Source organism: Intrasporangium oryzae NRRL B-24470 (assembly GCF_000576595.1).
In the GTDB taxonomy this organism is placed as follows: Bacteria; Actinomycetota; Actinomycetes; order Actinomycetales; family Dermatophilaceae; genus Intrasporangium_C; species Intrasporangium_C oryzae.
Genome location: NZ_AWSA01000027.1, coordinates 21359 through 43543, shown reverse-complemented (window position 1 = coordinate 43543; position 22185 = coordinate 21359). Strand labels below are relative to the sequence as shown.

General features: G+C 70.8%; 18 protein-coding genes, 1 pseudogene and 1 riboswitch. Of the genes and pseudogenes, 4 read left to right on the top strand and 15 right to left on the bottom strand.

The annotated features are described in order from the left end of the window. Positions 1-43: 43 nt before the first annotated feature. Both pseC and pseB read right to left on the bottom strand, forming a co-directional pair. On the bottom strand, positions 44-1171 hold the full coding sequence (gene pseC / locus N865_RS13190; RefSeq protein WP_084328206.1) for a UDP-4-amino-4,6-dideoxy-N-acetyl-beta-L-altrosamine transaminase: 1128 nt from the start codon (positions 1169-1171) through the stop codon (positions 44-46). A 1-nt stretch (position 1172) separates the two neighbouring features. Continuing rightward, entirely contained in the window at positions 1173-2162 is a 990-nt protein-coding gene (gene pseB, locus N865_RS13185; protein WP_034806733.1) for a UDP-N-acetylglucosamine 4,6-dehydratase (inverting), read from the bottom strand. 218 nt (positions 2163-2380) lie between these two features. Between pseB and N865_RS13180 the strand changes: the two genes are divergently transcribed. Further along, positions 2381-3433 carry a PseG/SpsG family protein gene (locus tag N865_RS13180; RefSeq protein WP_034806730.1) on the top strand — a complete coding sequence of 351 codons (1053 nt, stop codon included), beginning with the start codon at positions 2381-2383 and terminating at the stop codon, positions 3431-3433. Between the two features lie 54 nt (positions 3434-3487). Here the strand turns inward: N865_RS13180 and N865_RS23980 are convergent. Next, a pseudogene (locus N865_RS23980) lies at positions 3488-3638 on the bottom strand (IS982 family transposase); the annotation flags it as partial. 251 nt (positions 3639-3889) lie between these two features. Here N865_RS23980 and N865_RS21815 point away from each other — a divergent pair. Then, the gene (locus N865_RS21815; protein WP_051510544.1) at positions 3890-5254 is read left to right on the top strand and encodes a cytidylyltransferase domain-containing protein; all 1365 of its coding nucleotides are present in this window, start codon (positions 3890-3892) and stop codon (positions 5252-5254) included. Positions 5255-5269: 15 nt separating this feature from the next. On the opposite strand, the gene N865_RS13170 is transcribed toward N865_RS21815, so the two are convergent. The 4 genes from N865_RS13170 to N865_RS13155 all read right to left on the bottom strand — a co-directional run bounded on the left by N865_RS13170 (position 5270) and on the right by N865_RS13155 (position 9355). Then, positions 5270-6034 (bottom strand): ABC transporter ATP-binding protein, encoded by a 765-nt coding sequence (locus N865_RS13170; protein WP_245603754.1) that lies wholly within the window; start codon positions 6032-6034, stop codon positions 5270-5272. Next, positions 6035-6829, bottom strand: a complete 795-nt coding sequence (locus tag N865_RS13165) for an ABC transporter permease (RefSeq protein WP_034806727.1) — start codon at positions 6827-6829, stop codon at positions 6035-6037. Continuing rightward, positions 6829-7809, bottom strand: coding sequence for a glycosyltransferase family 2 protein (locus tag N865_RS13160; RefSeq protein ID WP_034806724.1), 981 nt, complete (start codon positions 7807-7809; stop codon positions 6829-6831). The genes N865_RS13165 and N865_RS13160 overlap by 1 nt, the downstream gene beginning before the upstream one ends. A 382-nt stretch (positions 7810-8191) precedes the next feature. Beyond that, on the bottom strand, positions 8192-9355 hold the full coding sequence (locus N865_RS13155; protein ID WP_034806721.1) for an acyl-CoA dehydrogenase family protein: 1164 nt from the start codon (positions 9353-9355) through the stop codon (positions 8192-8194). Positions 9356-9483: 128 nt separating this feature from the next. Beyond that, positions 9484-9599, top strand: a riboswitch (SAM riboswitch). Between the two features lie 100 nt (positions 9600-9699). On the opposite strand from N865_RS13155, the gene N865_RS13150 reads away from it, so the two are divergent. Beyond that, positions 9700-11019, top strand: a complete 1320-nt coding sequence (locus tag N865_RS13150) for a bifunctional o-acetylhomoserine/o-acetylserine sulfhydrylase (RefSeq protein WP_034806799.1) — start codon at positions 9700-9702, stop codon at positions 11017-11019. A gap of 120 nt (positions 11020-11139) precedes the next feature. Beyond that, complete coding sequence (locus N865_RS13145) at positions 11140-12183, top strand: LD-carboxypeptidase (RefSeq protein ID WP_051510543.1); 1044 nt, start codon at positions 11140-11142, stop codon at positions 12181-12183. A 179-nt stretch (positions 12184-12362) separates the two neighbouring features. Here the strand turns inward: N865_RS13145 and N865_RS13140 are convergent, their stop codons facing one another. The 8 genes from N865_RS13140 to N865_RS13105 form a co-directional block, all read right to left on the bottom strand. Next, positions 12363-14246 carry a Na+/H+ antiporter gene (locus N865_RS13140; protein ID WP_034806714.1) on the bottom strand — a complete coding sequence of 628 codons (1884 nt, stop codon included), beginning with the start codon at positions 14244-14246 and terminating at the stop codon, positions 12363-12365. An 89-nt stretch (positions 14247-14335) separates the two neighbouring features. Next, positions 14336-15508: a DegT/DnrJ/EryC1/StrS family aminotransferase gene (locus N865_RS13135; protein WP_084328205.1), complete on the bottom strand. Its 1173-nt coding sequence runs from the start codon at positions 15506-15508 to the stop codon at positions 14336-14338. Beyond that, complete coding sequence (locus N865_RS13130) at positions 15505-16542, bottom strand: SDR family NAD(P)-dependent oxidoreductase (protein WP_245603753.1); 1038 nt, start codon at positions 16540-16542, stop codon at positions 15505-15507. Before N865_RS13130 ends, N865_RS13135 begins: the two co-directional genes overlap by 4 nt. A gap of 106 nt (positions 16543-16648) precedes the next feature. Then, complete coding sequence (locus tag N865_RS13125) at positions 16649-17704, bottom strand: sugar phosphate nucleotidyltransferase (protein ID WP_034806709.1); 1056 nt, start codon at positions 17702-17704, stop codon at positions 16649-16651. After that, on the bottom strand, positions 17691-19031 hold the full coding sequence (gene neuC, locus N865_RS13120) for a UDP-N-acetylglucosamine 2-epimerase (protein WP_084328204.1): 1341 nt from the start codon (positions 19029-19031) through the stop codon (positions 17691-17693). The genes N865_RS13125 and neuC overlap by 14 nt, the downstream gene beginning before the upstream one ends. A gap of 1 nt (position 19032) precedes the next feature. Then, positions 19033-20070, bottom strand: a complete 1038-nt coding sequence (locus tag N865_RS13115) for an N-acetylneuraminate synthase family protein (RefSeq protein ID WP_051510542.1) — start codon at positions 20068-20070, stop codon at positions 19033-19035. Next, positions 20067-20726, bottom strand: coding sequence for an acetyltransferase (locus tag N865_RS13110; protein WP_034806706.1), 660 nt, complete (start codon positions 20724-20726; stop codon positions 20067-20069). The genes N865_RS13115 and N865_RS13110 overlap by 4 nt, the downstream gene beginning before the upstream one ends. Further along, entirely contained in the window at positions 20719-22155 is a 1437-nt protein-coding gene (locus tag N865_RS13105) for a hypothetical protein (protein ID WP_051510551.1), read from the bottom strand. Before N865_RS13105 ends, N865_RS13110 begins: the two co-directional genes overlap by 8 nt. Positions 22156-22185: the final 30 nt, after the last annotated feature.

Genomic DNA, 22185 nt, shown 5'->3' with positions numbered 1-22185 from the left:
CGGACGTCGGTGGCCGGACGGCCTCGACGCGTCGGTCGCCGGGTCAGGCGCCGACCGCTCTCCTGACCGCGTCGATGACCTGGTCGACCTGGCTGTCGGTGAGCTCGGCGTGCATCGGCAACGAGATCTCCTCGCTGTAGAACCGCTCGGCGTTCGGGCACATGCCCCGCCGGTAGCCGAGGTCCTCGAAGAGCGGGTGCCAGTAGACGGGGATGTAGTTGACCTGGACCCCGACTCCGTCGGCCCGCAGCGCATCGAAGACCTCACGGCGTCGACCGTCGAGGACACGCATCGGGTAGAGGTGCCAGATCGGGTCGACGTGCTCGCGTCGGGTCGGGAGTCGCACGCCCTCGACGCCGGCCAGACCCTCCTGGTAGCGAGCGAAGACCTCGGCCCGACGGGCCTTGAACTCCCCGAGCCGGCGCAGCTGGCTGAGGCCGAGGGCTGCGAGGACGTCGGGCAGCCGGTAGTTGAGCCCCCACTCGTGCACCTCCTGGTGCCAAGGCCCTTCGTCGGGGTAGCGCATCCGGTCGCGGTCTCTCACGAGGCCGATGAAGTGGAACTCGTGAGCCCGCTGGCCGAGCGCCGGATCGAGGGTCGCGACGGCGCCGCCCTCGGCCGTCGTCATGTTCTTCGTGGGGAAGAAGGAGAACGTCGTGAGGTCAGCGAGCGAGCCGACCGGCCGGCCGCGGTACGTCGAGCCGATGGAGTGCGCCGCGTCCTCGAGCAGCAGGGCGCCGATGCGGCGCGAGACCTCGAGCAGCGAGTCGACCTCGATGGGATGTCCGGCGTAGTCGACCCCCGCGATGACCTTGGTGTCCTCGGTGGCGACCGCCGCGACGGCGGCCGGGTCGATGTTGGCGGTGTCCTCCTCCACGTCGACGAACGTGATGCGAGCGCCCAGGGCAAGAGCGCAGGAGGCCGTGGCGACGAACGTCATGGGCGTCGTGACGACCTCGTCGCCGGCCGAGACCCCCGCCGCGGCGTAGGCGATGTGCAGGGCTGCCGTCCCTGAGGTCGCAGACACGCACCGTGTTGCGCCGGAGAGCTCCTGCAGGGCCTCCTCGAACGCGGTGACCGTGGGCCCGGTGGTGAGCCAGTCGCCGCGAAGCACCTTCGTGACGGCGTCGATGTCGTCCTGGTCAATCGACTGTCGCCCGTAGGGGATCACGTCAGACCCCGGACTCGAGCATCTCACGGATCTCGTCGGCACCGATCCAGAGGTCGTTCTTGTCCGAGGCGCAGTGGAACCCGGGCGGGACCGGCGTCCCGTCGGTGCGCGGCTGGTAACCCCAGGTGGCGAGCTCGGGCTCGAGGACGTAGTACTTGCCGTCCATGATCATGACTGCCCGGCGGCCCTCTTCCGGGCTGATCATCTCCTCGTGCAGCTTCTCCCCCGGCCGGAGGCCGATGTCGTGCATGGCTGCCCCGGGTGCGATCGCCTGGGCGAGGTCGGTGACGAGGTGGGAGGGGATGTGTGGGACGACGAGCTCGCCGCCCTGCATGAGGTCGAACGTGTCGAGGACCATCTGGACGGCCTGGGGCAGCGTGATGAGGAAGCGGGTGCACCGCAGATCGGTGATGGGAAGCGACTCGCCTGCGGCGTGGAGCGCGCGGAACTTCGGCAGGATGGAACCGCGCGAGCCGGTCACGTTTCCGTAGCGGACCACGGCGAAACGCGTCGGGTACTGGGCCGCGTAGTGGTTGCCCAGGATGAACAGCTTGTCGGCGGTCAGCTTGGTTGCGCCGTACAGGTTGATCGGCGACGAGGCCTTGTCGGTCGAGAGGGCGACGACCTTCTTGACGCCGGCGTCGATGGAGGCCTCGATGACGTTCTGGCTGCCCAGGACGTTGGTCTTGACGAACTCGTGAGGGTTGTACTCGCCGGTGTCGACCTGCTTGAGCGCCGCGGCATGCACGACGTAGTCGGTGCCGTGCATCGCCCTGCGGAGCCGGTCGAGATCGCGGACGTCACCGATGAACCAGCGCAGCCGGGGGTCATCGTTGAACAGCTGCCGGGCCTCCCACTGCTTCAGCTCGTCTCGGCTGAAGATGATGACCCGCTTGGGGTTGTGGTTGTCGAGGACCTCACGGATGAACGCCTTTCCGAATGACCCCGTGCCACCCGTGACGAGGACGGACGATCCATCGAGAAAACTCACCTGCAAACCTCCTGGCCCACGTGACAAAGGGCAGACAACCGGGTCACCACAGTTTCGGGTACCGGGGACGCCGCGAGTCGGCGTCGCGGCATCGCACATCGTCCAATGCCAACGGGAGGCTAACAGGTCGGACGTGACGACCGTGAATGTGCGGCGTCCCTGGACGGGCTTCGCGGGCCGGGTACGTCGCGACGTGGCCACTCCGGCAGGATGAGCACATGCCCAGAACCGTAGCCCTGCGCTGTGACGGCGGCCCGGACGTGGGCGTCGGACACGTGGTCCGCTGCCTCGCCATCGCCGAGGAGCTCGTCGGGCGCGGCGCCCACGCCGTTCTCCTGGGCTCCCTGGACGGTGTGGACTGGGTTCGTCGCGCGTTCGACGAGCTGGGTGTCCCCGTGCGGCCGGCGGCGCCCGACCCTCACGGTCTCCTGAGGCAGGTACGGGAAGCCGGGGCGACTGGTGTCGTGCTCGACGGCTACGGCCTCTCTCCGCAGATCGGGTCGACGTTGATGGGGGCGGGACTCGGTGTTCTCGCGATCGTGGACGGTCCCTGGGGAGCCGACCAGGTGGCAGACGTCTACGTCGACCAGAACCTGGGCGCCGCCCCCCTTCCGGAACACCCCGGAGCGCGGCAGCTGCTGGGACTGGAGCACGCCCTCCTGCGCAATGCCGTGCTGCACCATCGTCGCAACCCCCAGACGGTCGCCGACACGGGCGACGCCGATGGCCGAGCGCGGCCGGTCCGCGTCCTCACGGTCTTCGGAGGCACCGACGCCATGGGGGCCTCCCCGCTGCTGACGCCGCTCGTCCTCGCCACCGGCCGGCCCGTCCAGGTCGTCGCGATCGCGGCGCGAGCCGACGTCCGCCAGGTGCTCGAAGGACTCAGGCCAGCACCTGGGCAGCAGATGGAGGTGCGCACCCCGGATGCGAACCTCCCCGCACTCGCGGCGACGTGTGACCTCGCCGTGACAGCCGCCGGCACCTCGGTGTGGGAGTTCCTGTGCCAGGGCTTGCCGTGCGCCGTCGTGCAAGTCGTCGACAACCAGGCCGTGGGCTACGAGCGCGTCATCGGCGAAGGTCTCGCCGTGGGCCTCGGTCGTCTGGCTGACATCGCCGACGACGAGGAGGCGAGGACCCGAGCCCTCGGGCGTCTCGACGGCATTCTCGGTGACGCGGCGCGTCGAGAGTCGCTCACCCGAAGGGGCATGAGGCTCGTGGACGGTCTCGGGCGCGCGCGGGTCGTGGATGCACTGATGCAGCACATGCAGTGACAGACATGGAAGCTGATGCCCGGCCGGCCGACGCTGGATGACTGACTCCAAGGGTCAGTGGTCGTAGGTGGTGAGGGAGCGCAACACCGGTTGGCTGGTGTGGTCGTTGTGACGGATGGCGGCGGTCATGGCCAGGAGTCGTTGCAGGACCCGGACGATGACACCGCGGGGTGCGGCCGTCGTGTCGTTCGAGGCTGAGCTGGCCAGGTCCGAGCGTTTGACGGTCTCGCGGGACCGGGCGCCACGGGACCAGCTCCGGGCGAGCGTTCAACAGATCGTCGGTGCTGACGTAGATTGCGGTGGCGAGGGTGTCCAGATCGGTGTCCACGAGGGCCTCCAGGGCTCGAGTTGGTTCGCCACATCGAGTCTGGGCACCCTCGCCCTCAAGGCACACGCGCCACACCAGTCACCTTGGATTCAATCGTCTAGCCTCGGACACCCCGGAACGGAGATCCTGTGCCCGCCATCCGCGTCGTCATCCAGTCGCGCCTCAACTCGTCCCGTCTGCCTGGGAAGGCGATGCTGACGATCGGCGGCATGCCTCTCATCGAGCTCGTCGCGCGACGGGCGAGCCGGGGGACCCACCAGGTCGTGGTGGCCACCAGCGAGGAGCAGTACGACGAGCGGATCGCCGCCCACCTGTCCTCGGTCGGGATTCCCGTCGTGCGGGGGTCGCTCGACGACGTTCTCGGCCGCTTCGTGAAAGCCACCGCGGACCTCATGCCGGACGACCTCGTGGTGCGTCTCACCGGGGACAACCCGGTCGCGGATGCCGACCTCGTCGACGAGCTCGTGGAGGCTACCCGCGCGTCCGGGCACGCCTACGGCCGCGTCGACATCGAGCAGGTCCCCGAGGGCATCGGCGCGGAGGTGTTCACGGTCGCCGACCTGCGTCGGGCCGCCCGCACCACCACCGACCCGTACGACCGGGAGCACGTGACCCCGTGGTTGCGGCGGACGCTGGGCGAGCTGCTCTTCGTACCGAAGGGAACACCGGGTGACGTCCACGCATACCGGGCCACCGTGGACACCCTCGGTGACTACGTGCGGGTTGCCGACCTCTTCACCGACGTGGAAGATCCCGTCGCGGTGACATGGGTGGACCTGATGCACCGGCTGGCTGGGTGGGTTGACGCCATGGGCCCGCGAACCGCCAGCACGACGACACGTCTCGGCCGCCTCTCACGCGTCGTGCTGTCCGCTCGTGAGTTCGATGACGGCGGCCGAAGTGAGCCTGCGGCGCATGCAGAGTCCCTCCGGGCGCTCATCGCATCGGCGATCGACCGCGGAGTGACCCACATCGACGTCGGCCGCGCGGACAACCGCGCCGAGGACCTCCTGCGTGCGACCGCAGAGCCGGCCCTCGTGAAGCGCTTCTCCGTCATCTCACGTACGGGCCCGCTCCCGGAGGTTCCGCAGGGCGCCGACGCAGTCGCCGTCGAGGCCGCGGTGGAGCGGACCTTCGCGGCCCTCGGACGCCGCTCGGTCGACGTCCTCGTGTTCGAGGGGGCCGCGGACGCGGTACGGGGCTGGGAGCGCGCGACGGCATACCGCGAGGCGGGACTCATTCGATCCCTGGGGCTTGTCGCCCACACCCTCGACGACCTCCGCTGGGCGCTCGCTGCCGAGGGTGTCGACTACGTCGAGGTGGCAGCAGAAGCAGCCGAGGACACGGAGGTCCTCCCACAGCTGGCTGCGCAGGGCATCACGCTGGTCACGCCCTTCGCAGAGGGTCGCGCACGAGCGGAGTGGTCGACGGCGGTCCTCGTCACCTCGACCGACCCGGATCGCCTCGACGAGGCGATCAGAGCGGCGCAGTGAGTCCCGACCGGACACTCACGTCGCGGGCGCGTCGTTGTAGGCCTCGATGATGTCCTCGATGGGGCCGTCACCGACGAGGCGACCGGACTTGAGGTAGAGCCCCCGCGTGCAGAACCGGCGGAGGTCGGCTTCGGAGTGGGATACGAGAAACAGCGTCCGACCGCTCTCGAGCAGCTTCTCCATCCGCAGGTAGCACTTCTCCCTGAAGTCCTTGTCACCGACGGCGAGAACCTCGTCGACCAGAATGATCGGCTCGTCGAGCGTCGTGATCACCGCGAAGCCCAGGCGCACCTGCATCCCCGAGGAGAAGTGTCGGAAGGGCATGTCGATGCCTTGGCGCACCTGGGGCCCGGCGAAGTCCACGATCTCCTCGAACCGTTCGTCGACCTGCTCCTTGCTGAGGCCGTGCAACCCGGCGGTGAGGTAGACGTTCTCACGAGCCGTGAGCTCGCCGAGGAAGCCGCCTGTGAGCTCGATGAGGGGTGCGACACCTTGACGGACATCGACCGTTCCCGTGTCGGGGATGAGGACACCGGCGACGGTCCTGAGCAAGGTGCTCTTGCCTCCGCCGTTGGACCCGACGAGACCGACAGCATCACCGCGGGTCACCGTGAAGCTCACGTCATCGAGTGCCCAGAAGGTCTCCGTGGGAGCCGTGCTCTCGCGGCGCAGCACCATCTCGCGCAGCGACAGCTTGCGGCGGCGGGAGCGGTAGAACTCGATGCCGACGCCGTTGACCTCGATGACGGTGTCAGCGCCGGTCAGGGGTTGTGCCGCCACTCAGATCTCCTTCAGCACGGCGCGCTCGAGGCGCGCGAACGTGTAGGCACCCCAGATGAAGAAACCTACCGAGATGATGATGCTCGTGACGATCGGTCCGCGGGCCACCGACTCCGGGAAGAAGCCGGCGCGATACATCTCCATGATTCCCGACAACGGGTTGAGCCAGAACAGGTGCGCCGCCCAGCCGTTGACCAAGTTGAGGGCATAGATGATCGGGGTCGCATAGAAGAGCATGCGGAGGAAGATACGAACGACCCGAATGGTGTCATCGGCAAGGACGGTCGTCGGGGCGAGAAGCATGCCGATACCCAGTTGCAGGAAGGCCTGCAGCACGATCGCGAAGGGAAACATGATCAGCCTCCAGTTGAGGTGCGTGGTGCCCGTGATCATGTAGATGAGAGCGATGACGACGAGCACCGGCAGCGACAGGAGGAACTCGAGCCCCTTGGCCAGCACGACCCGGATCACCCACAGCTCTCGGGGCAGGTTCGTCGATCGGACGAGCTTGGCCTCGGCGAGCAGCGCTCGGGAGGTCTCGTTGATCGAGGCGTTGAACCACTGCCACACGAGCAGCCCGATGACGAGGAAGAGGAAGTAAGGATGGTAGCCGGCGTCGGGCCGCTTGAAGATGAGGGCGAAGACGACGAAGTAGATGAGTGCCATCGAGAGCGGGTCGATGATGGTCCAGAGGTATCCGAGCCAGCTTCGGGCGTACCGGACGCGCAGGTCGCGGCGCACGAGCGTGTCAAGGATCGCCCGCCGCTCCCAGATGAGGCGGTAGCGCTTGAGCATCAGTCCTCCTCCGGCACGAGCCGGTTCGGTTGGCTGGTCAGGAAGCCCCAACCCCAGCTGCAGTGCATGGTGGCGAGGACTCCCGGGACGCGGATCGCGACCCGCCAAGGCTGTCCACGGGCGATGACCACACCTCCGGCCCCGATGGCGGTGGCGTATGCCGCCGGGATCGCCCAAAGGGGACGCCAGAAGAAGCCGCCCACGAGGCCGCCGGCGATGGCCAGCACTGCGGTGGGCGGCGCGAGGTAACGCGCATTGATGGAGCCGGGATGGCGCTTGGCGACGACGCGCCGCCACCGGCCGTAGTCGCGATACTGCTTGGCCAGTGCCCGGAAGGACCCCCGCGGTCGATACTGAACCGTCAGCTCCGGGTCGAACCAGACGAGACCGCCGTCGCGGCGGATGCGGTAGTTCAGCTCCCAGTCCTGCGCACGCGTGAACCGTGGGTCGTAGCCGCCGGCCTTGCGGAGCCACTCGCTGCGGAACACCCCCAGATAGACGGTGTCGGCGGGCCCTGCCTCGCCCCCGGTGTGGAACCGGGCTCCACCGACACCGAGCGGCGACGTCATGGCGACGGCGACGGCCTTCTCGAAGTCGGTGACACCTTCGGCCTGCATGATCCCGCCGACGTTGGCGGCGTCGTGCTCCTCCAGGGCGCGCACCGCGCGGGCGATGTAGCCCCGGCTGAGGAAGCCGTGCCCGTCCACGCGGACGATGATGTCGTGCCGGGCAGCGGCTGTAGCGAGGTTGAGGGCGTCGGGGGTGCGCCCGGAGGGGTTCTCCACGACGACGATCCGGTCGTCCTTCTCGGCCAGCCGGCGCGCGACGCCGAGGGTGTCGTCGTGGCCCGGGCCGACGGCAAGGACGATCTCGAGGTCTCCCGGATAGTTCTGGCCCACGATGGCGTCGACGGCTCTCTCGAGGTGCAGGGCCTCGTTGAGCAACGGCATGACGACGCTGACCGGAGGTGTCACATCCACTCAGGTTCCTTCGGTTGGGAGTTGGGAGGGCATAGCGTGCGAGCCACGTCAGCGTACTGCCACCACCGGGCAACCTCGTCCACGACCCTGCCGGACGGGACGGCCAGCATCGTGTGGCAGCATCATCGCGTCCAGCACCCAGGGACGGGACGACATCGATGATGACACCTGCCCGCCACCTCTCGGAGACGCCCCCGTATGCCGGCCCTGAAGCGGGTGCGCCACGGGCAGCTGACCCGGGGCCGCGACTCCGCACCGGTGAGCGAGGTCGTCGTCGAGCGTGACGTCCGCGGGCCCAGGTCGGAGGGCACGCTGCTGCTCACCGACCGCCGACCCTGCCGCCAGCATGATCGCGATCCCATCCGGGCGCCGGAGGCCCCTCTCAGGCGAGGAGCTGGCGGGCCATGACGATGCGCTGGACCTGGTTGGTGCCCTCGTAGATCTGCGTGATCTTCGCGTCGCGCATCATCCGCTCGAGCGGGAAGTCGCGGGTGTAGCCGGCGCCGCCGAGCAGCTGGACGGCGTCGGTCGTCACCTTCATGGCGACGTCGGAGGCGTAGCACTTGGCCGCCGCGCCGAAGAAGGTGAGGTCGGCGTCGCCCCGCTCGGACTTGGCCGCAGCGACATAGACCATCTGGCGGGCTGCCTCGAGCTCCATCGCCATGTCGGCGAGCATGAACTGCACACCCTGGAAGTCCGCGACGGCCCTGCCGAACTGGCGCCGCTCCTTGACGTAGGCGACGGCGTGGTCGAGGGCGCCCTGGGCGATGCCGACGGCCTGCGCGCCGATCGTGACGCGGGTGTGGTCAAGGGTCTTGAGGGCGAGCTTGAGCCCCTCGCCGACCTCGCCGACGACGCGGTCGCCGGGGATGCGGACGTGGTCGAAGTGCAGCTCGCGCGTCGGGCTGCCCTTGATGCCGAGCTTGCGCTCCTTCTCGCCGAAGGTGAAGCCCGCGTCGGACTTCTCGACGACGAAGGCCGTCACGTTGCTGCCGCGCTTGCCCTCGGGGTCGGTGACGGCGAGGACCGTGTAGTACTCGGACACGCCGGCGTTGGTGATCCAGGACTTCTGCCCGTTGAGGACCCAGTCGTCGCCGTCCCGCGTGGCCCGGCACCTCATCGAGGCAGTGTCGGAGCCGGCCTCACGCTCGGAGAGCCCGTAGGAGAACGTCGTCTCGCCGTGGGCCAGCGGCGGGAGGTACTTCGCCTTGAGCTCGTCGCTGCCTGCGAGCACGACCGGCAGGGAGCCGAGCTTGTTGACGGCCGGGATGAGCGACGACGACGCACAGACCCGGGCGACCTCCTCGATGACGATGCACGTCGCGAGCGCGTCGGCCCCGACGCCGTCGTACTCCTCGGGCACGTGCGGTGCGAAGAAATCGGAGGCGACGAGGGCGTCGTGGGCCTCCTGGGGGTAGCGCGCCTCCTCGTCGACGGCAGCGGCATACGGGGCGATCTTGTCCTCGGCGACGGCACGGACCGCCTCACGGAGGACCTCGTGGTCCTCGTTGATCCGGAACAGGTCGAAGTCGGCGTTCGCACTCACGAGCGGAATCCTACTCGCCGGTTCGACTTCGTAGGACGTCCTCGTGATCCAGGCCACGCTTTCCTGTTCTGTCCACGATGAGGACACCGGGTCCCATCCCTTGGGCATCGGGCGCTATCGTGGCGACAGGTCATGAGTGCCAGCGACAAGCCCCGGCTCGCTGGCCGGCAACCCTCCTACCGCGGTGGGGTGCCCCGGGTGAGGACCTGGCCCACGGACTCCCGTCCGCGGGCAAGCGCGGAGGATCCCCTCCCGCACCGACCCGTCGGTGCGCCGGGCAGTGCCGTGGCCCCGAGCCGGCCACGCGTCCCGGTCATCGACACGGCATGAGAGAGACCGAACCGATGAGCGAGACCCCCAACTGGTCGTTCGAGACGAAGCAGATCCACGCCGGACAGAGCGCCGACAGCGCGACCGGCTCACGGGCGCTGCCGATCTACCAGACCACGAGCTATGTCTTCAACGACACCGACCACGCCGCGAACCTCTTTGGCCTCAAGGAGTTCGGCAACATCTACACGCGCCTCATGAACCCGACCACCGACGTCGTCGAGCAGCGGATCGCCGCGCTCGAAGGTGGCGTGGGCGCGCTCCTCGTCGCATCCGGCCAGGCTGCCGAGACCCTCGCGGTCCTCAACATCGCCGAGGCCGGTGACCACGTCGTCGTGTCCCCGTCGCTCTACGGCGGCACGTTCAACCTCTTCAAGCACACGCTGCCGAAGTTCGGCATCGAGGTGGGCTTCGTCGAGGACCCGACGTCGATCGACTCGTGGCGCGCGGCCATCCGGCCCAACACCAAGCTCCTCTTCGGCGAGACGATCGCCAACCCGAAGCAGGAGATCCTCGACATCGAGGCCGTCGCGGCCCTCGCGCACGAGCACGGCGTGCCGCTCGTCGTGGACAACACCGTCGCGACGCCGTACCTCATCCGGCCGATCGAGTGGGGCGCCGACATCGTGGTGCACTCGGCGACGAAGTACCTCGGGGGTCACGGCACGTCGATCGCCGGCGCCATCGTCGACTCGGGCAACTTCGACTTCGGGGCCGACCCGGAGAAGTTCCCCAACTACAACACCCCGGAGGAGAGCTACCACGGGCTCGTCTTCGCCCGTGACCTCGGCGTCGGCGGCGCCCTGGGCGCCAACCTCGCCTTCATCCTCAAGGCCCGCGTCCAGCTCCTGCGCGACCTCGGGCCGGCCGTGTCCCCCTTCAACGCGTTCCTCATCGCGCAAGGCCTCGAGACGCTGTCGCTCCGGATCGAGCGTCACCTCGAGAACGCGCACCGGGTCGCGTCGTTCCTCCAGGGCCACGGGCAGGTCGAGCGGGTCGTCTGGGCGTCCCTGCCGGACAGCCCGTTCCACGCCCTCGCGGAGAAGTACACGCCGCGAGGCTCCGGCGCCGTGCTCTCCTTCGAGATCGCGGGCGGGCTCGAGGCGGGCAAGAAGTTCGTCGAGGCGCTGACGCTGCACAGCCACGTGGCCAACATCGGCGACGTCCGCTCGCTCGTCATCCACCCCGCGTCGACGACGCACTCGCAGGGGCCCGACGCGGACCGACTCGCAGCCGGGGTCACCCCTGGTCTCGTCCGCCTCTCCGTCGGGATCGAGCACATCGACGACATCCTCGCCGACCTCGAGCAGGGGTTCACGGCGGCCAAGATCTGAGTCTCACGACCAGGGCAGTGACGGGCCCCGCACGACCGGGGGGCGTGCGGGGCCTGTCGCTGTCACCATCCGGACAAACCGGTATGCCGCTCCCCTCCTGCTGCTGACAGGATGCGGCCCATGGCCTCGTCGATCCGCTACCCCGAGCCCCTCCGTCCCGGTGACCGCATCGGCGTCACCGCCCCGAGCGCGGGGGTCTCCGAGACGCTGTTCCCCCGGCTCCGCCACGCCGTCGCGGTCCTCGAGGGCCGGGGCTTCGAGGTAGAGGTCGGCGAGTGCATCGGCACGCCCACGCACGTCAGCGCGCCGAAGGAGCAGCGGGCCGCAGAGCTGACGCGGATGCTGACCGATCCCGCGGTCCGGGCCGTCGTCCCGCCGTGGGGAGGCGAGACCGGCATCGACCTGCTCGACCTGCTCGACCTCGAGGCGATCGCCGCGGCCGAGCCACGCTGGGTCGTCGGCTTCTCCGACACGTCGACGTGGCTGACGCCGCTCACCCTCCTGACGGGGCTGGCGACGATCCACGGGCAGAACCTCATGGACACCCCGTACACCCCGCCCAGCGGCATACTCCACTGGCTCGACGTCGCCACCGCACCGAGCGGGACCTCCCTCGCCCAGCACTCACCCGGCAGGCACCGGACCGGCGGCTTCGACGACTTCGCCGCACACCCGACCGTGTCCGAGTTCACCCTCGACGGCACGGGCACGTGGACCCGGATCGATCCCGGCCACGAGGGCGAGGCGGCCACGGTGTCCGGACGCCTCATCGGTGGGTGCGTCGAGACCATCGGCTTCACGGCGGGGACCCGCTTCGGAGACGTCGGGGCGTTTGCCCGTGACTACGCGCCCGAGGGGTTGCTCCACTACCTCGACATCTGCGAGTGGAGCTCGTTCGACATCTGCCGCGCCCTGCACGGGATGCGCCTCGCCGGCTGGTTCGACCAGGCCACGGGGATCCTCGTCAGCCGGACCCGTGCTCCCGACACGGCGGGCTTCACGCAGCACGACGCCGTGCGCGACGCCTTGGGCATGCTCGGGGTGCCGATCATCGCCGACGTCGAGTGCGGACACGTCCCCCCACACCTCCCGTTGGTCAACGGCGCGCTGACCACCGTCGTGCACGCACGGGACGAGCACTCGGTGACACAGACGCTCAGCTGACCTGAGCGCGTCGCCCCTTCTTTCTCCGCCTGGGCGGGGTTGTTCGGGCGTCCGGGGCGATTCAGCCGCGGCTCCTTCGCCCGGGCGGAGTTGTTGGAGCGTCCCGGGGCGGTTCCGCCGCGGCTCCTTCGCCCCGGCGGAGTTGTTGTGGCGGGGGCTTCCGCCGTATGCCGCCGAGCTCAGCCGAGCAACTCGTCGACGTAGCACCAGCGCCAGGACTCGCCCGGCTCGATGGAGCGCATGACGGGGTGCCCGGTCTCGTCGTAGTGCCGGTCCGCGTGCTTGCCCACCGAGGAGTCGCAGCAGCCGACGTGACCACAGGTGAGGCAGAGCCGCAGGTGGACCCAGGTGGTCCCGTCCCGCAGGCACTCCTCGCACCCCTCGGGCGTCCGGGGCACCAGGCAGCTGCCCGCGTCGGCCAGGTGCACGCAGCCCGACTCGGACACCTGGGGTGGCAGCCGGACCTCCTCGTCGAGGCGCGCCGACTGGTTGTCGATGCGGTCGAGGATCGTCTCCTCCAGGTCGAGCGCTGAGAGCACCGTGCGCAGGACCTCGTGGTCGGCCTGCCCCTCGTCGCGCATCCGCAGCACCTCGGCGCGCTCGGCATCGATCATCCTCATCCGGACCCGGCGGTACTGCTCGCTCGGGGTCTCGGCGGTGTCGGCGTCGCGGCGGCCGAGCTGCTCCCACATCTGGTTGACCCGGTCGTGGGACCGGGTCTCGAGGAGCTCGCGGGTCGGCTCGCCGACATCGGGCTCCTCGGCGAGCACCTCGAGACCGGCCTTGGAGGCGGCCTGCAGCACCGTCGCCGCTTGGAGGACGTCCTCGCGCGGGTCGGGCCCCCGGACGCCGAGGCGCCGGGCCAGGGCTGGCAGGGTCGTCCCCTGCAGGAGCAGCGTCCCGACCGTCACGACGACGGCGATGAGCACGAGGACGTCGCGCTCGGGCGTCGCGAGCGGGAGCAGCAGGGCTCCGGCCAGCGTCACGACCCCACGCATGCCGGCCCACGAGATGACCGCGGGGTACGACCACCGGATCGTCTCCTCCGGATGCCGCAGGCGAGTCGTGATGTAGCGGTACGGGAAGACCCAGAGCGGCCGCAGGACGAGGACGACACCGAGGGTCCCGAGCGCCGCCGCGACGATCTGCGCCGTCGTCAGGTCCGAGCCCCGCGCACGGTCGACGACGTAGAAGACCTGGAGGCCGATGAGCAGGAAGACCGAGTTCTCGAGGAGGAACTGGATCGAGCTCCAGTTGATCTTCTCGCTGATTCGCGAGGCGCCGGGCTGCGTCCGCGGCGACCGATGCCCGAGGGTGAGGCCCGCTGCCACGACGGCGATGACCCCGGACGCGTGCAGCAGCTCGGCCGGGACGTAGGCGAGGAACGGCGCCATGAACGACAGCACGGTGTCGAAGGTCGCATCGCGGCTGATCCTCCGCCGGACGATCTCGATGAGAGCTGCCACCGCCAGGCCGATGGCGACGCCGCCGAGGGATGCCCAGACGAAGTCGAGGACGACCCCGCCGGCAGTGACCTCGCCGGAGGCGCTGGCGGCGAGACCGGCCGCGGCCAGGGCCGTGCGGAGCGCCACGAGGGCGGTCGCGTCGTTGACGAGCGACTCCCCCTCGAGGATCGAGACGAGGCTGCGCGGCAGCCCGATCTGCCGCCCGACGGCCGTCGCGGCGACGGCGTCAGGTGGCGCGACGACGGCTCCGAGGGCGAAGGCGACCGCGAACGGGATGCCGAGGAGCCAGTGGAGGAAGGCGCCGACGCCGACCGCGGTGAAGAGGACGAGGCCGACCGAGAGCCCGAGGATCGCACCGCGGTTGGCGCGGAAGTCGACGAGCGAGGTCTGGATGGCTGCGGCATACAGCAGCGGCGGCAGGACGCCGAGGAGGACCACCTCGGGGCTGAGGGCCACCTCGGGCACGAACGGCAGGTACGAGCCGAGGATCCCGACGAGGATGAGCACGAGCGGCGCCGGCACCCCGATGCGGTCGGCGAGCCAGGCTCCGGCGAGGACGGTCGCCGCGATGGCGAGCAGGCCGATGGCGATCTCCACGGAGCCATCCTGCCGCACACCCGTCGTCGGGCGCGTGGGCGCCGGCCGTCACGCGTCGGCACGGTGCCGCCAGGCGTCCGCGAGGGGCGTCAGGCGAAGAAGGAGCGGACCGCCTCGATGACCCGCGTCTGGTCGTCATCGGTGAGCTCGGTCGCGCAGGGCAGGGACAAGCCCCGCTCGAAGAGGTCGTCGCCGACCTTTCCCCCGACGACCTGCGCCGCCGAGAAGGGCGGCTGCGCGTGGAGCGGACGCCAGAGCGCGCGAGCCCCGATGCCGAGCCCGTTGAGGTGCGCGAGGAACTCGTCGCGGCCCCGGCCGTCGGTCTCGGGGACCATGACCGAGTAGAGCCAGTACGTCGCGTCGAGGCCGTCGACCCGCGGCGGGAGGATGAGCGGAAGGTCGGCGAAGGCCTCGTCGTAGCGTGCGGCGATCCGATGCTTCGCCCCGACGAACTCGTCGAGACGGGCGAGCTGGGCGAGCCCGAGTCCGGCCGCGAGGTTGGTGAGGCGGTAGTTGTAGCCGACCTCGTCGTGGAGGTAGCCGACGTCGGGCACCTTCGCCTGCGTCGTCAGGTGGCGGGCCCGGCTCGCGAGCGCGTCGTCGTCGGTGACGATCATGCCTCCGCCCCCGGTCGTCGCGATCTTGTTGCCGTTGAAGGAGAAGCACCCGACGGCACCGACCGTGCCCGTGTGCCGCCCGGCATACGGGCCCGCCGACCACGTCGCCCCGAGCGACTCCGCGGCGTCCTCGAGCATGGGTATGCCGTGCCGTTCGCAGGCGGCCATGAGCGGTTCCATGTCGGCGGGCTGCCCGAGGACGTGGACGATCTCGACGACCTTCGGCAGGGACTCCCCCGCGGCCGCGCGGCGGTCGAGCTCTCCGGCGAGCAGCTGCGGGTCGATGTTCCAGGTGCGCGTCTCGGAGTCGATGAAGACGGGCCGGGCACCGAGGTAGGCGATCGGGTTGACCGAGCCGACGAAGGTGAAGTCGGAGCAGAAGACCTCGTCGCCGCGCCCGACACCGAGCAGGAGCAGGCCGATGTGGATCGCTGCGGTGCCGGTCGAGCACGCGATGGCGTGCCGGGCGCCGACCTTCTCCGCGAAGCGCTGCTCGAATTCCGAGACGAACGGTCCGACCGACGAGACGAACCCGGACTCGACCGCCTCGAGGACGTACGCCCGCTCGAGCTCGCCGATGTTGGGCACGGCCAGCGGCACGGTCCCCTCCGGCCCGCGTGCACCCGGCGCGTGTGCCTCGCTCACCGGTGGTACCGCCCTGCCGTCTCGGGGTCGACCCGAGGACGGAGCCACTCGGCGGTCCGGGCGAGGCCCTCCTCGAGGGACACGGTCGGCGCCCAGCCGAGGACGCGGTTGGCGAGGCTCGGGTCGGAGAGCAGGATCTGGACCTCGGAGCCCTCGGGGCGGATCCGCGCCTCGTCGGTGACGATCGCGGCGTCGCTCGCCGTGACCTTCTTGCAGAGGTCGACGACCTCCCCCACGGAGACCGTGCGGCCGGTGCCGAGCTGGATCGTCGTGCCCGGGGCGACATCGGACAGGGCCGCCCGGACGAAGCCGTCGGCCGTGTCGGTGACGAAGGTGAAGTCGCGCTTCGGCGTCACGTCACCGAGCCGGATCTCGGGCGCGCCCGCGAGCATCTGGGACAGGACCGTCGGGATGACGGCGCGGGTCGACTGGCGAGGCCCGAAGGTGTTGAAGGGCCGGAGCGTCATGACGGGCGTCTCGAACGAGAGCGCGTAGGACTCGCACATCTTGTCGGCCGAGATCTTCGTCGCGGAGTAGGGCGACTGGCCGCGGAGCGGGTGGCTCTCGGTGATCGGCACCTCCTCGGGCGTGCCGTAGACCTCCGAGGTCGACGTGTTGACCATGCGTGGGGTGCCGTGGCGCCGGACGGCCTCGAGGACGTTGAGCGTGCCGATGACGTTGGTCTCGACATAGGACCGGGGGGCGACGTAGGAGAACGGGATCGCGATGAGCGCCGCGAGGTGGAGCACGACGTCGACGCCGTCCGCCGACGCCGCGACGTGCTCGGGATCGCGGATGTCGCCGAGGACGACCTCGGCCTGGCCGTCGCGGACGGCGGCCCGGAAGGTCTCGGACTCGTCGAGCCAGCCGGTCGACCCGTTGGAGTTGTAGAGGCAGAACGCCCGGACCCGCGCGCCGTCGGCGAGGAGCCGCTCGACGACGTGGCTGCCGATGAAGCCGTCGGATCCGGTCACGAGGACCGTCTTGCCGGCGACGGAGCCGGTCATCGGCTGGGCGGTGAGTTCGGTGGTCACGGTGTCCTTCTCGTCGTGCACGGTCGTGATGGTCGGCGTGGGCGCGGCGTCGTGGTGCCGCTGGGTCGTGGTCGTCGTCGGTCGTATGCCGCCGGGCCGGGGGCGTTCAGCCCTGTCCCTTGGCGCGCGCGAGGTCGGTCGGGGTGCCGACGTCGATCCAGTCGGAGGCGATGGGCCAGGCCGTGACGACCTCGCCCCGTCCGAGGCAGGTCTCCACGAGGCCCGGCATGGTGCTCGCCCGGCCGACAGGGAGCCACTCGAGCGCTCGCGGCTCGACGGCATACACGGCGGCGTTGATGTCGAAGGTGAGGGTCGGCTTCTCGGCCATCCCGGTGACGCGGCCACGCTCGGTCTCGACGACGCCGAAGGGCACCTCGTGCTGGTAGGTCCGGGTCCCGACGGTGACGGTCGCACCCGACCGGCGGTGGGTCTCGAGCAGCGAGCCGGCGTCGAACTCGACCATGAGGTCGCCGTTCATGACGACGACCGGATCGGTGAGCTCGGGACGCGCCTCGCGCAGGAGCGTCAGCGACCCGGCGGTGCCGAGCGGCCGGTCCGGGTCCTCGCGGAGGTAGCGCACGGAGCACCCGAGACGTGAGCCGTCGCCGAGATGCTCCTCGATCTGGTCGGCGAGGTAGTTGACGCTCACGTAGACGTCGCGGATGCCGTCGCCGACGAGACCGAGGACGATCCACTCGATGATCGAGCGGCCGGCGACCGTCATGAGCGGCTTCGGCGTGTCCCTGGTCAGCTCGCCGAGCCGGGTGCCGCGGCCCCCGGCCATGATGACGGCGACGTTGGGCAACGGGGTGGCGCCCACGATGTCGGAGAGGGTGTGGAGGCCGACGAGCCTGCCGTCGGTGGCGAGTTCGGGCACGACGGAGATGCGCAACGCCTGCATGAGGTCGAGGACGTGGGCGCGGGGCGAGCCCGCCTCGACGACGTGGGGCGTCGTCGTCGCATGGTCGAGGGCGGGGTCGTCGAGCGAGGTCCCCTTGAGGAACGCCCGCCTGAGGTCCCCGTCGGTGAGCAGCCCCCTGAGGCGTCCGTCGTCGTCGACGAGGAGGCACACGAGGGTGGCGCTGCGGTCGATGACCTCGATCGCGTCGCGGATCGTCGCCGTGACGGGGGCGCAGGCCGCCTGGAGGTCACGCGCGGTCATCGCTCCTCCTCGTCTCGGTCTCTCGTGTCGGTGTCTCGGGCCGGTGGCTCGTGTCTGGGTCCCGGGCCGGGGTCTCGGGCGGCGCGCCGCGGCCCGACCCGGGGTCCAGGTCGACGAAGGGCTTGACCCTCGACGCGGTTGCCGCTCCCCGAACGATATCGAGGATCCGCGCACTCGCCCGACCCATGCCGTAGGGGTTGACGACCGTCGCGGCGAGCTCCCGTCCTCGTGGCGACAGCGCGAGCGCGATGGCGGCCTCGACGGCCTCGCGTCCCTCGTCGGCATGGACGACGTTGGACCCGCGCAGGCGACCGCGCTGGCGCTCGCCCACGTCGACGGCCGCGACATGGGCCGTGGCCGCCTCGATGATGCCGGAGCTCGAGTTGCCGACGACGACGTCGACGGCGGCGAGGACGCGCGGGTAGTGGTGCCCGAGGGCCTCGACGAGGCGCAGGCGCGGCTCGTCACGGGAGAGGTCGGTCAGGGCGAGCAGGATCGCGTCGCGTCCCTCGTCCATCCCCGGGTGGGTGGCGATGACGGTGCCGCACGTGGCGAGGGCTGCCTGCGCCGCCTCACGCGCCCACCGGGCGACGGGGACGTCCTCCTCGGCGGTCGGCGGGTGGTAGGTGAAGAGGGCGAGCGGGCGTCGGACCGTGTCGATGCCGAGGAGCTCGGCCAGGTCGGCATCGGGCAGTGCCGGGGTGCCCGCGAGCCGGTCGAGCCCCGGCGCGCCGGTGACATGGATGCGCTCGGGCGGCTCGCCGAGCTGGGCGAGCCGGCGGGCCGCATCGTCGGAGGCGACGCAGTGCTCGTCGGCGAGCTTGGTCACGGCATGCCGGACCCGCTCGTCGAGGGCCCCCTCGGTGACCTCGCCGCCGTGGAGGTGGACGACGGGCACGCCCAGGAGCACGGCCGGTGGCACGACGTAGAGCAGCTCCCAACGGTCACCCAGGACGACGAGGACGTCGGCCCCGAGCCTCGGCAGGGTCGTGCCGACCGCCGCCGCGAGGCGGGCGCCCTGCTCGAGCTGGCGCTCGACGGACACGTGGTCCATCGGGGTCGCGAGCTCGACGATGCGCGAGCGCCACGTGTCGTGCGGGAACGAGGACGGCAGGGCCGTGGCGAGGTCGTCGGCGGCATACATGACACCCGTGAGGATCCGGAGGTCGATGTCGGATGCGGCCTGGAGCGCATCGAGGACGGGCGAGAGCGGGCCGAGGTCGGCCCGCGTGCCCACGAAGACGGCGACCGTCGTCACCGGGGCCGAGCCTGCGGCCGGACGCGGACCCGAGGCAGAATCGTCGGGCTCGTCTGGTGGGACGCTCATCTCACCTCTCGAGATCCTCGTCGAGGAGCGGGGCTCCCGCCGCGACGCCGCGCCGCAGGACCCGGCCGACCACGTCGACCGCCGGGCTGATCCCGCCCTCCGGCCGGAGCAGCGACAGGTCGGCCTCGGACAGGACGTGGCCCGCGGCGAGGTTGGCCGTGGCGTGCCAGGAGCGCCTTACGAGCGTGGCGTTCTCCTCCTCCGACGGCATCCGGCGCTTGAGGCCGTCGCCGAGGGCCCGGGCGAGCTGCTTCGTCTGGGTGACGTAGTCGGCCAGCTCGTCCGGCTCGAGGCTGGCGAGGTGGTCGGGACCGGGCAGGGTCCGGTCGGTCGTGAAATGCTTCTCGAGGATCGGCGCCCCGAGCGCCACCGCCCCGAGCGCCGTCGTCAGGCCCGGCGTGTGGTCCGACCAGCCGACCGGGACGCCGTGGAGCTCGGCCAGGCGCGGGATGACCCGCAGGTTGCACTCGTCGAGGGGGGCCGGGTAGGCCGACACGCAGTGGAAGAGGATGAGCCCCGGCGCCTCCGCGCAGGCGTCGACGGCCGCCGCCACCTCGGCCTCGGTCCCCATGCCCGTCGAGACGAGGAGCGTGACGCCGAGTGCCGCCAGCCGCCTCAGGTAGGGCAGGTTGGTCAGCTCGCCCGAGCTGACCTTGAGCGCCGGAAGCCCGAGGCCGACGAGCATCTCCGCGCTGTCGATGTCGAACGGGGTCGAGAGGAACGCGGTGCCCGCCTCGGTGGCATGGTCGCGCAGCTCCGCCCAGGCGCTCGCGGGCAGGGTGAGCGCCTCGAGGAGGCTGCGCTGGTCGGCGTTCCCGCCCCGCTCGCGCTGGTAGGGCGTCGTCGCGGCCGCCGACGACACGAGCTTGTCGGGCGAGAAGGTCTGGAACTTGACGGAGTCGGCACCGGCTGCGGCCGCGACGTCGATGAGGCGGTGGGCGAGGTCGACGTCACCGTTGTGGTTGACCCCCGCCTCGGCGATGACGTGGACGTCGGTGCCGTCGGGGACGGTCGTGTCGCCGATGCGGACGGGCTTCATCGGGTGCTCCCTCGGTCAGGGTGGAGGTCTCTGGCGGGCGAGCCGACGACTGTCGCGTCGTCGGGGACGTTTCGCGTCACGACGGCGCCCGCCGCGATCGTCACTCCGGCGCCGACGGTGATCCCGGGCAGGACCCGGGCGCCGCTGCCGACGAGCGTGCGCTCGCCGACGGTGACGCCGCCGAGGAGGCAGGCCCCGGGTGCCACATGGACGCCGTCGCCGACGACGCAGTCGTGCTCGACGATCGCGGCCGTGTTGACGATGACGCCCGCGCCGAGCCTGGAGGCCGGGCCGACGTGGGCGTGCTCGAGGACGACCGTCCCGTGGCCGACGGCACTGCACCCCCCGACGGTCGCCGTGCCGGCGACGAGGGCCGGGACCGTCCCACCCAGGGCGAGGATGGCTCGCACCACGGCGAGGCGGGGCTCGACCGCCCCGATCGCGACGGCGGCGCGCAGGCCCTCGGCCACGATCCGCTCGAAGGCCGCCACGTCGTCGTCGAGCCGCTCGATGCCCCAGGGCTCCCAGTCGCCCCCCTCGGCAGCGCCGACGACGGCGACGACGCGGTCACCTCGGCGCCCGATGACGTCGACGACCGAACGCGCGTGGCCGCCTGCGCCCAGGACGAGCCAGCCGGCGTCGGCGGGGTCAGGCACGGCCGGCCACCTCGGTGGGGGCGGTAGGCGAGCTCGGCAGCCCGGCGGCGCGGAGCGAGGCCGCCGCCTCGCCGAGCGCGGCGCCGACCTTGCGGATGTTGTCGGGCTCGAGGACGGCCGGGACGCGTGGCGGGTCGAGCACGAGCCCCTCCCACGAGTTGCGGACGTAGTCGTGGACGAACCACTCGTCGATGCGGGCCTGGTCCTCGCGGAGCGACTCCCACCCGCGGCGCGCCACGAAGTCGGTGAGGTCGTCGGGGGTCGCGAGGTGCTCGACGTTGCCGAGGCCGCTCCACGGCATCCGGGCGCCTGTCACGACGGGCAGCCCGAGCAGCCCCGCCTCGAGCCCGACGGTCCCGGTCGCGGTCACGGTGAAGACGGCCTGCTTCATCAGCTCGCGCGAGTCGGCGAAGGGGTCCACCGTCGCGATCCCCGGGTGCACGTCGAACTGCGGCCAGTAGTCGGGGTCGCGACGCCACATGAAGTGCGCGTGCTCCTTGACCGCGACCCCGATCCCGAGCGGCGCGAGGGCGTCGGCCAGGACACGCGCGGTGTAGGCCTGGTCGCGCCAGTCCTGACCCATGACGTCGGCGCTCGACTCCGGCTGCACCTGGAGCGGGAGGAAGACGAACTTCTCGGGCAGCGGGTCCCAGCGACGCGACTGGTACTCGCGGAGGTTGAGCCGTGCCTTGACCGGGTTGAGCCACGGGAGCCTGGCGTAGTCGCTCGGACGGGGCAGCTGGAGGTTGCCGCCACGGTCGACGGCGAACTCCTTGATCCGGTCGCTCGCGAGGCGCCAGATCTCCTGGCCGCTCTCGACCTTGAGGTTGCGCGCGAAGCCCATCGGCCGCCCGTGCTCGGCGCGCCAGCTCGTGATGAACGCCTCCCCGGCCGCGACGGCCGAGGGGTCCTCGACCTGCCGCTCCCACAGGGTGATCCCCTTCGGCGCCCCGATGAGCCCGAAGCGGTCGGAGGGGAGGCGTATGCCGCGGGGCCACGTCGCGAGGCCCCCGTGGTGCGTCACGAGCCCGGCCGTGAGCAGCTCGGAGGTCACGGTGAACTCGACGAGGGCGAGCACGGGGCCGCGCCCGGCGACCGCCGCCTCGAGCTCCTCGGCGGCGAGGTTGAGGAAGTTCATCGCCGTGTCGACGCGGTTGCGCCGCAGGGCACGCTCGGAGACGAGCAGGTCGAGGACGTCGAGACCGACTCCGGCGCACGCCCGCTTGAGCGCGGCGTGGGGCGCGAGGCCGCTGACGACGTTGGCCTTGCGGGCAGCGGCATACGGCAGCCGGACGATCGTGGCGAGCGGCGCGTGCCGGCGCACCCACGCGAGGTTGGCGTCGGTCCGGACGACGAGAACGAGGTCCTTCGTCTCGAACCCGGCGTGCACGAGGGCGGGGACGAGGAGGTCGTCGTAGCCCAATCCCATGTGGACGAGCGGTGTCACCACGACGTGTCT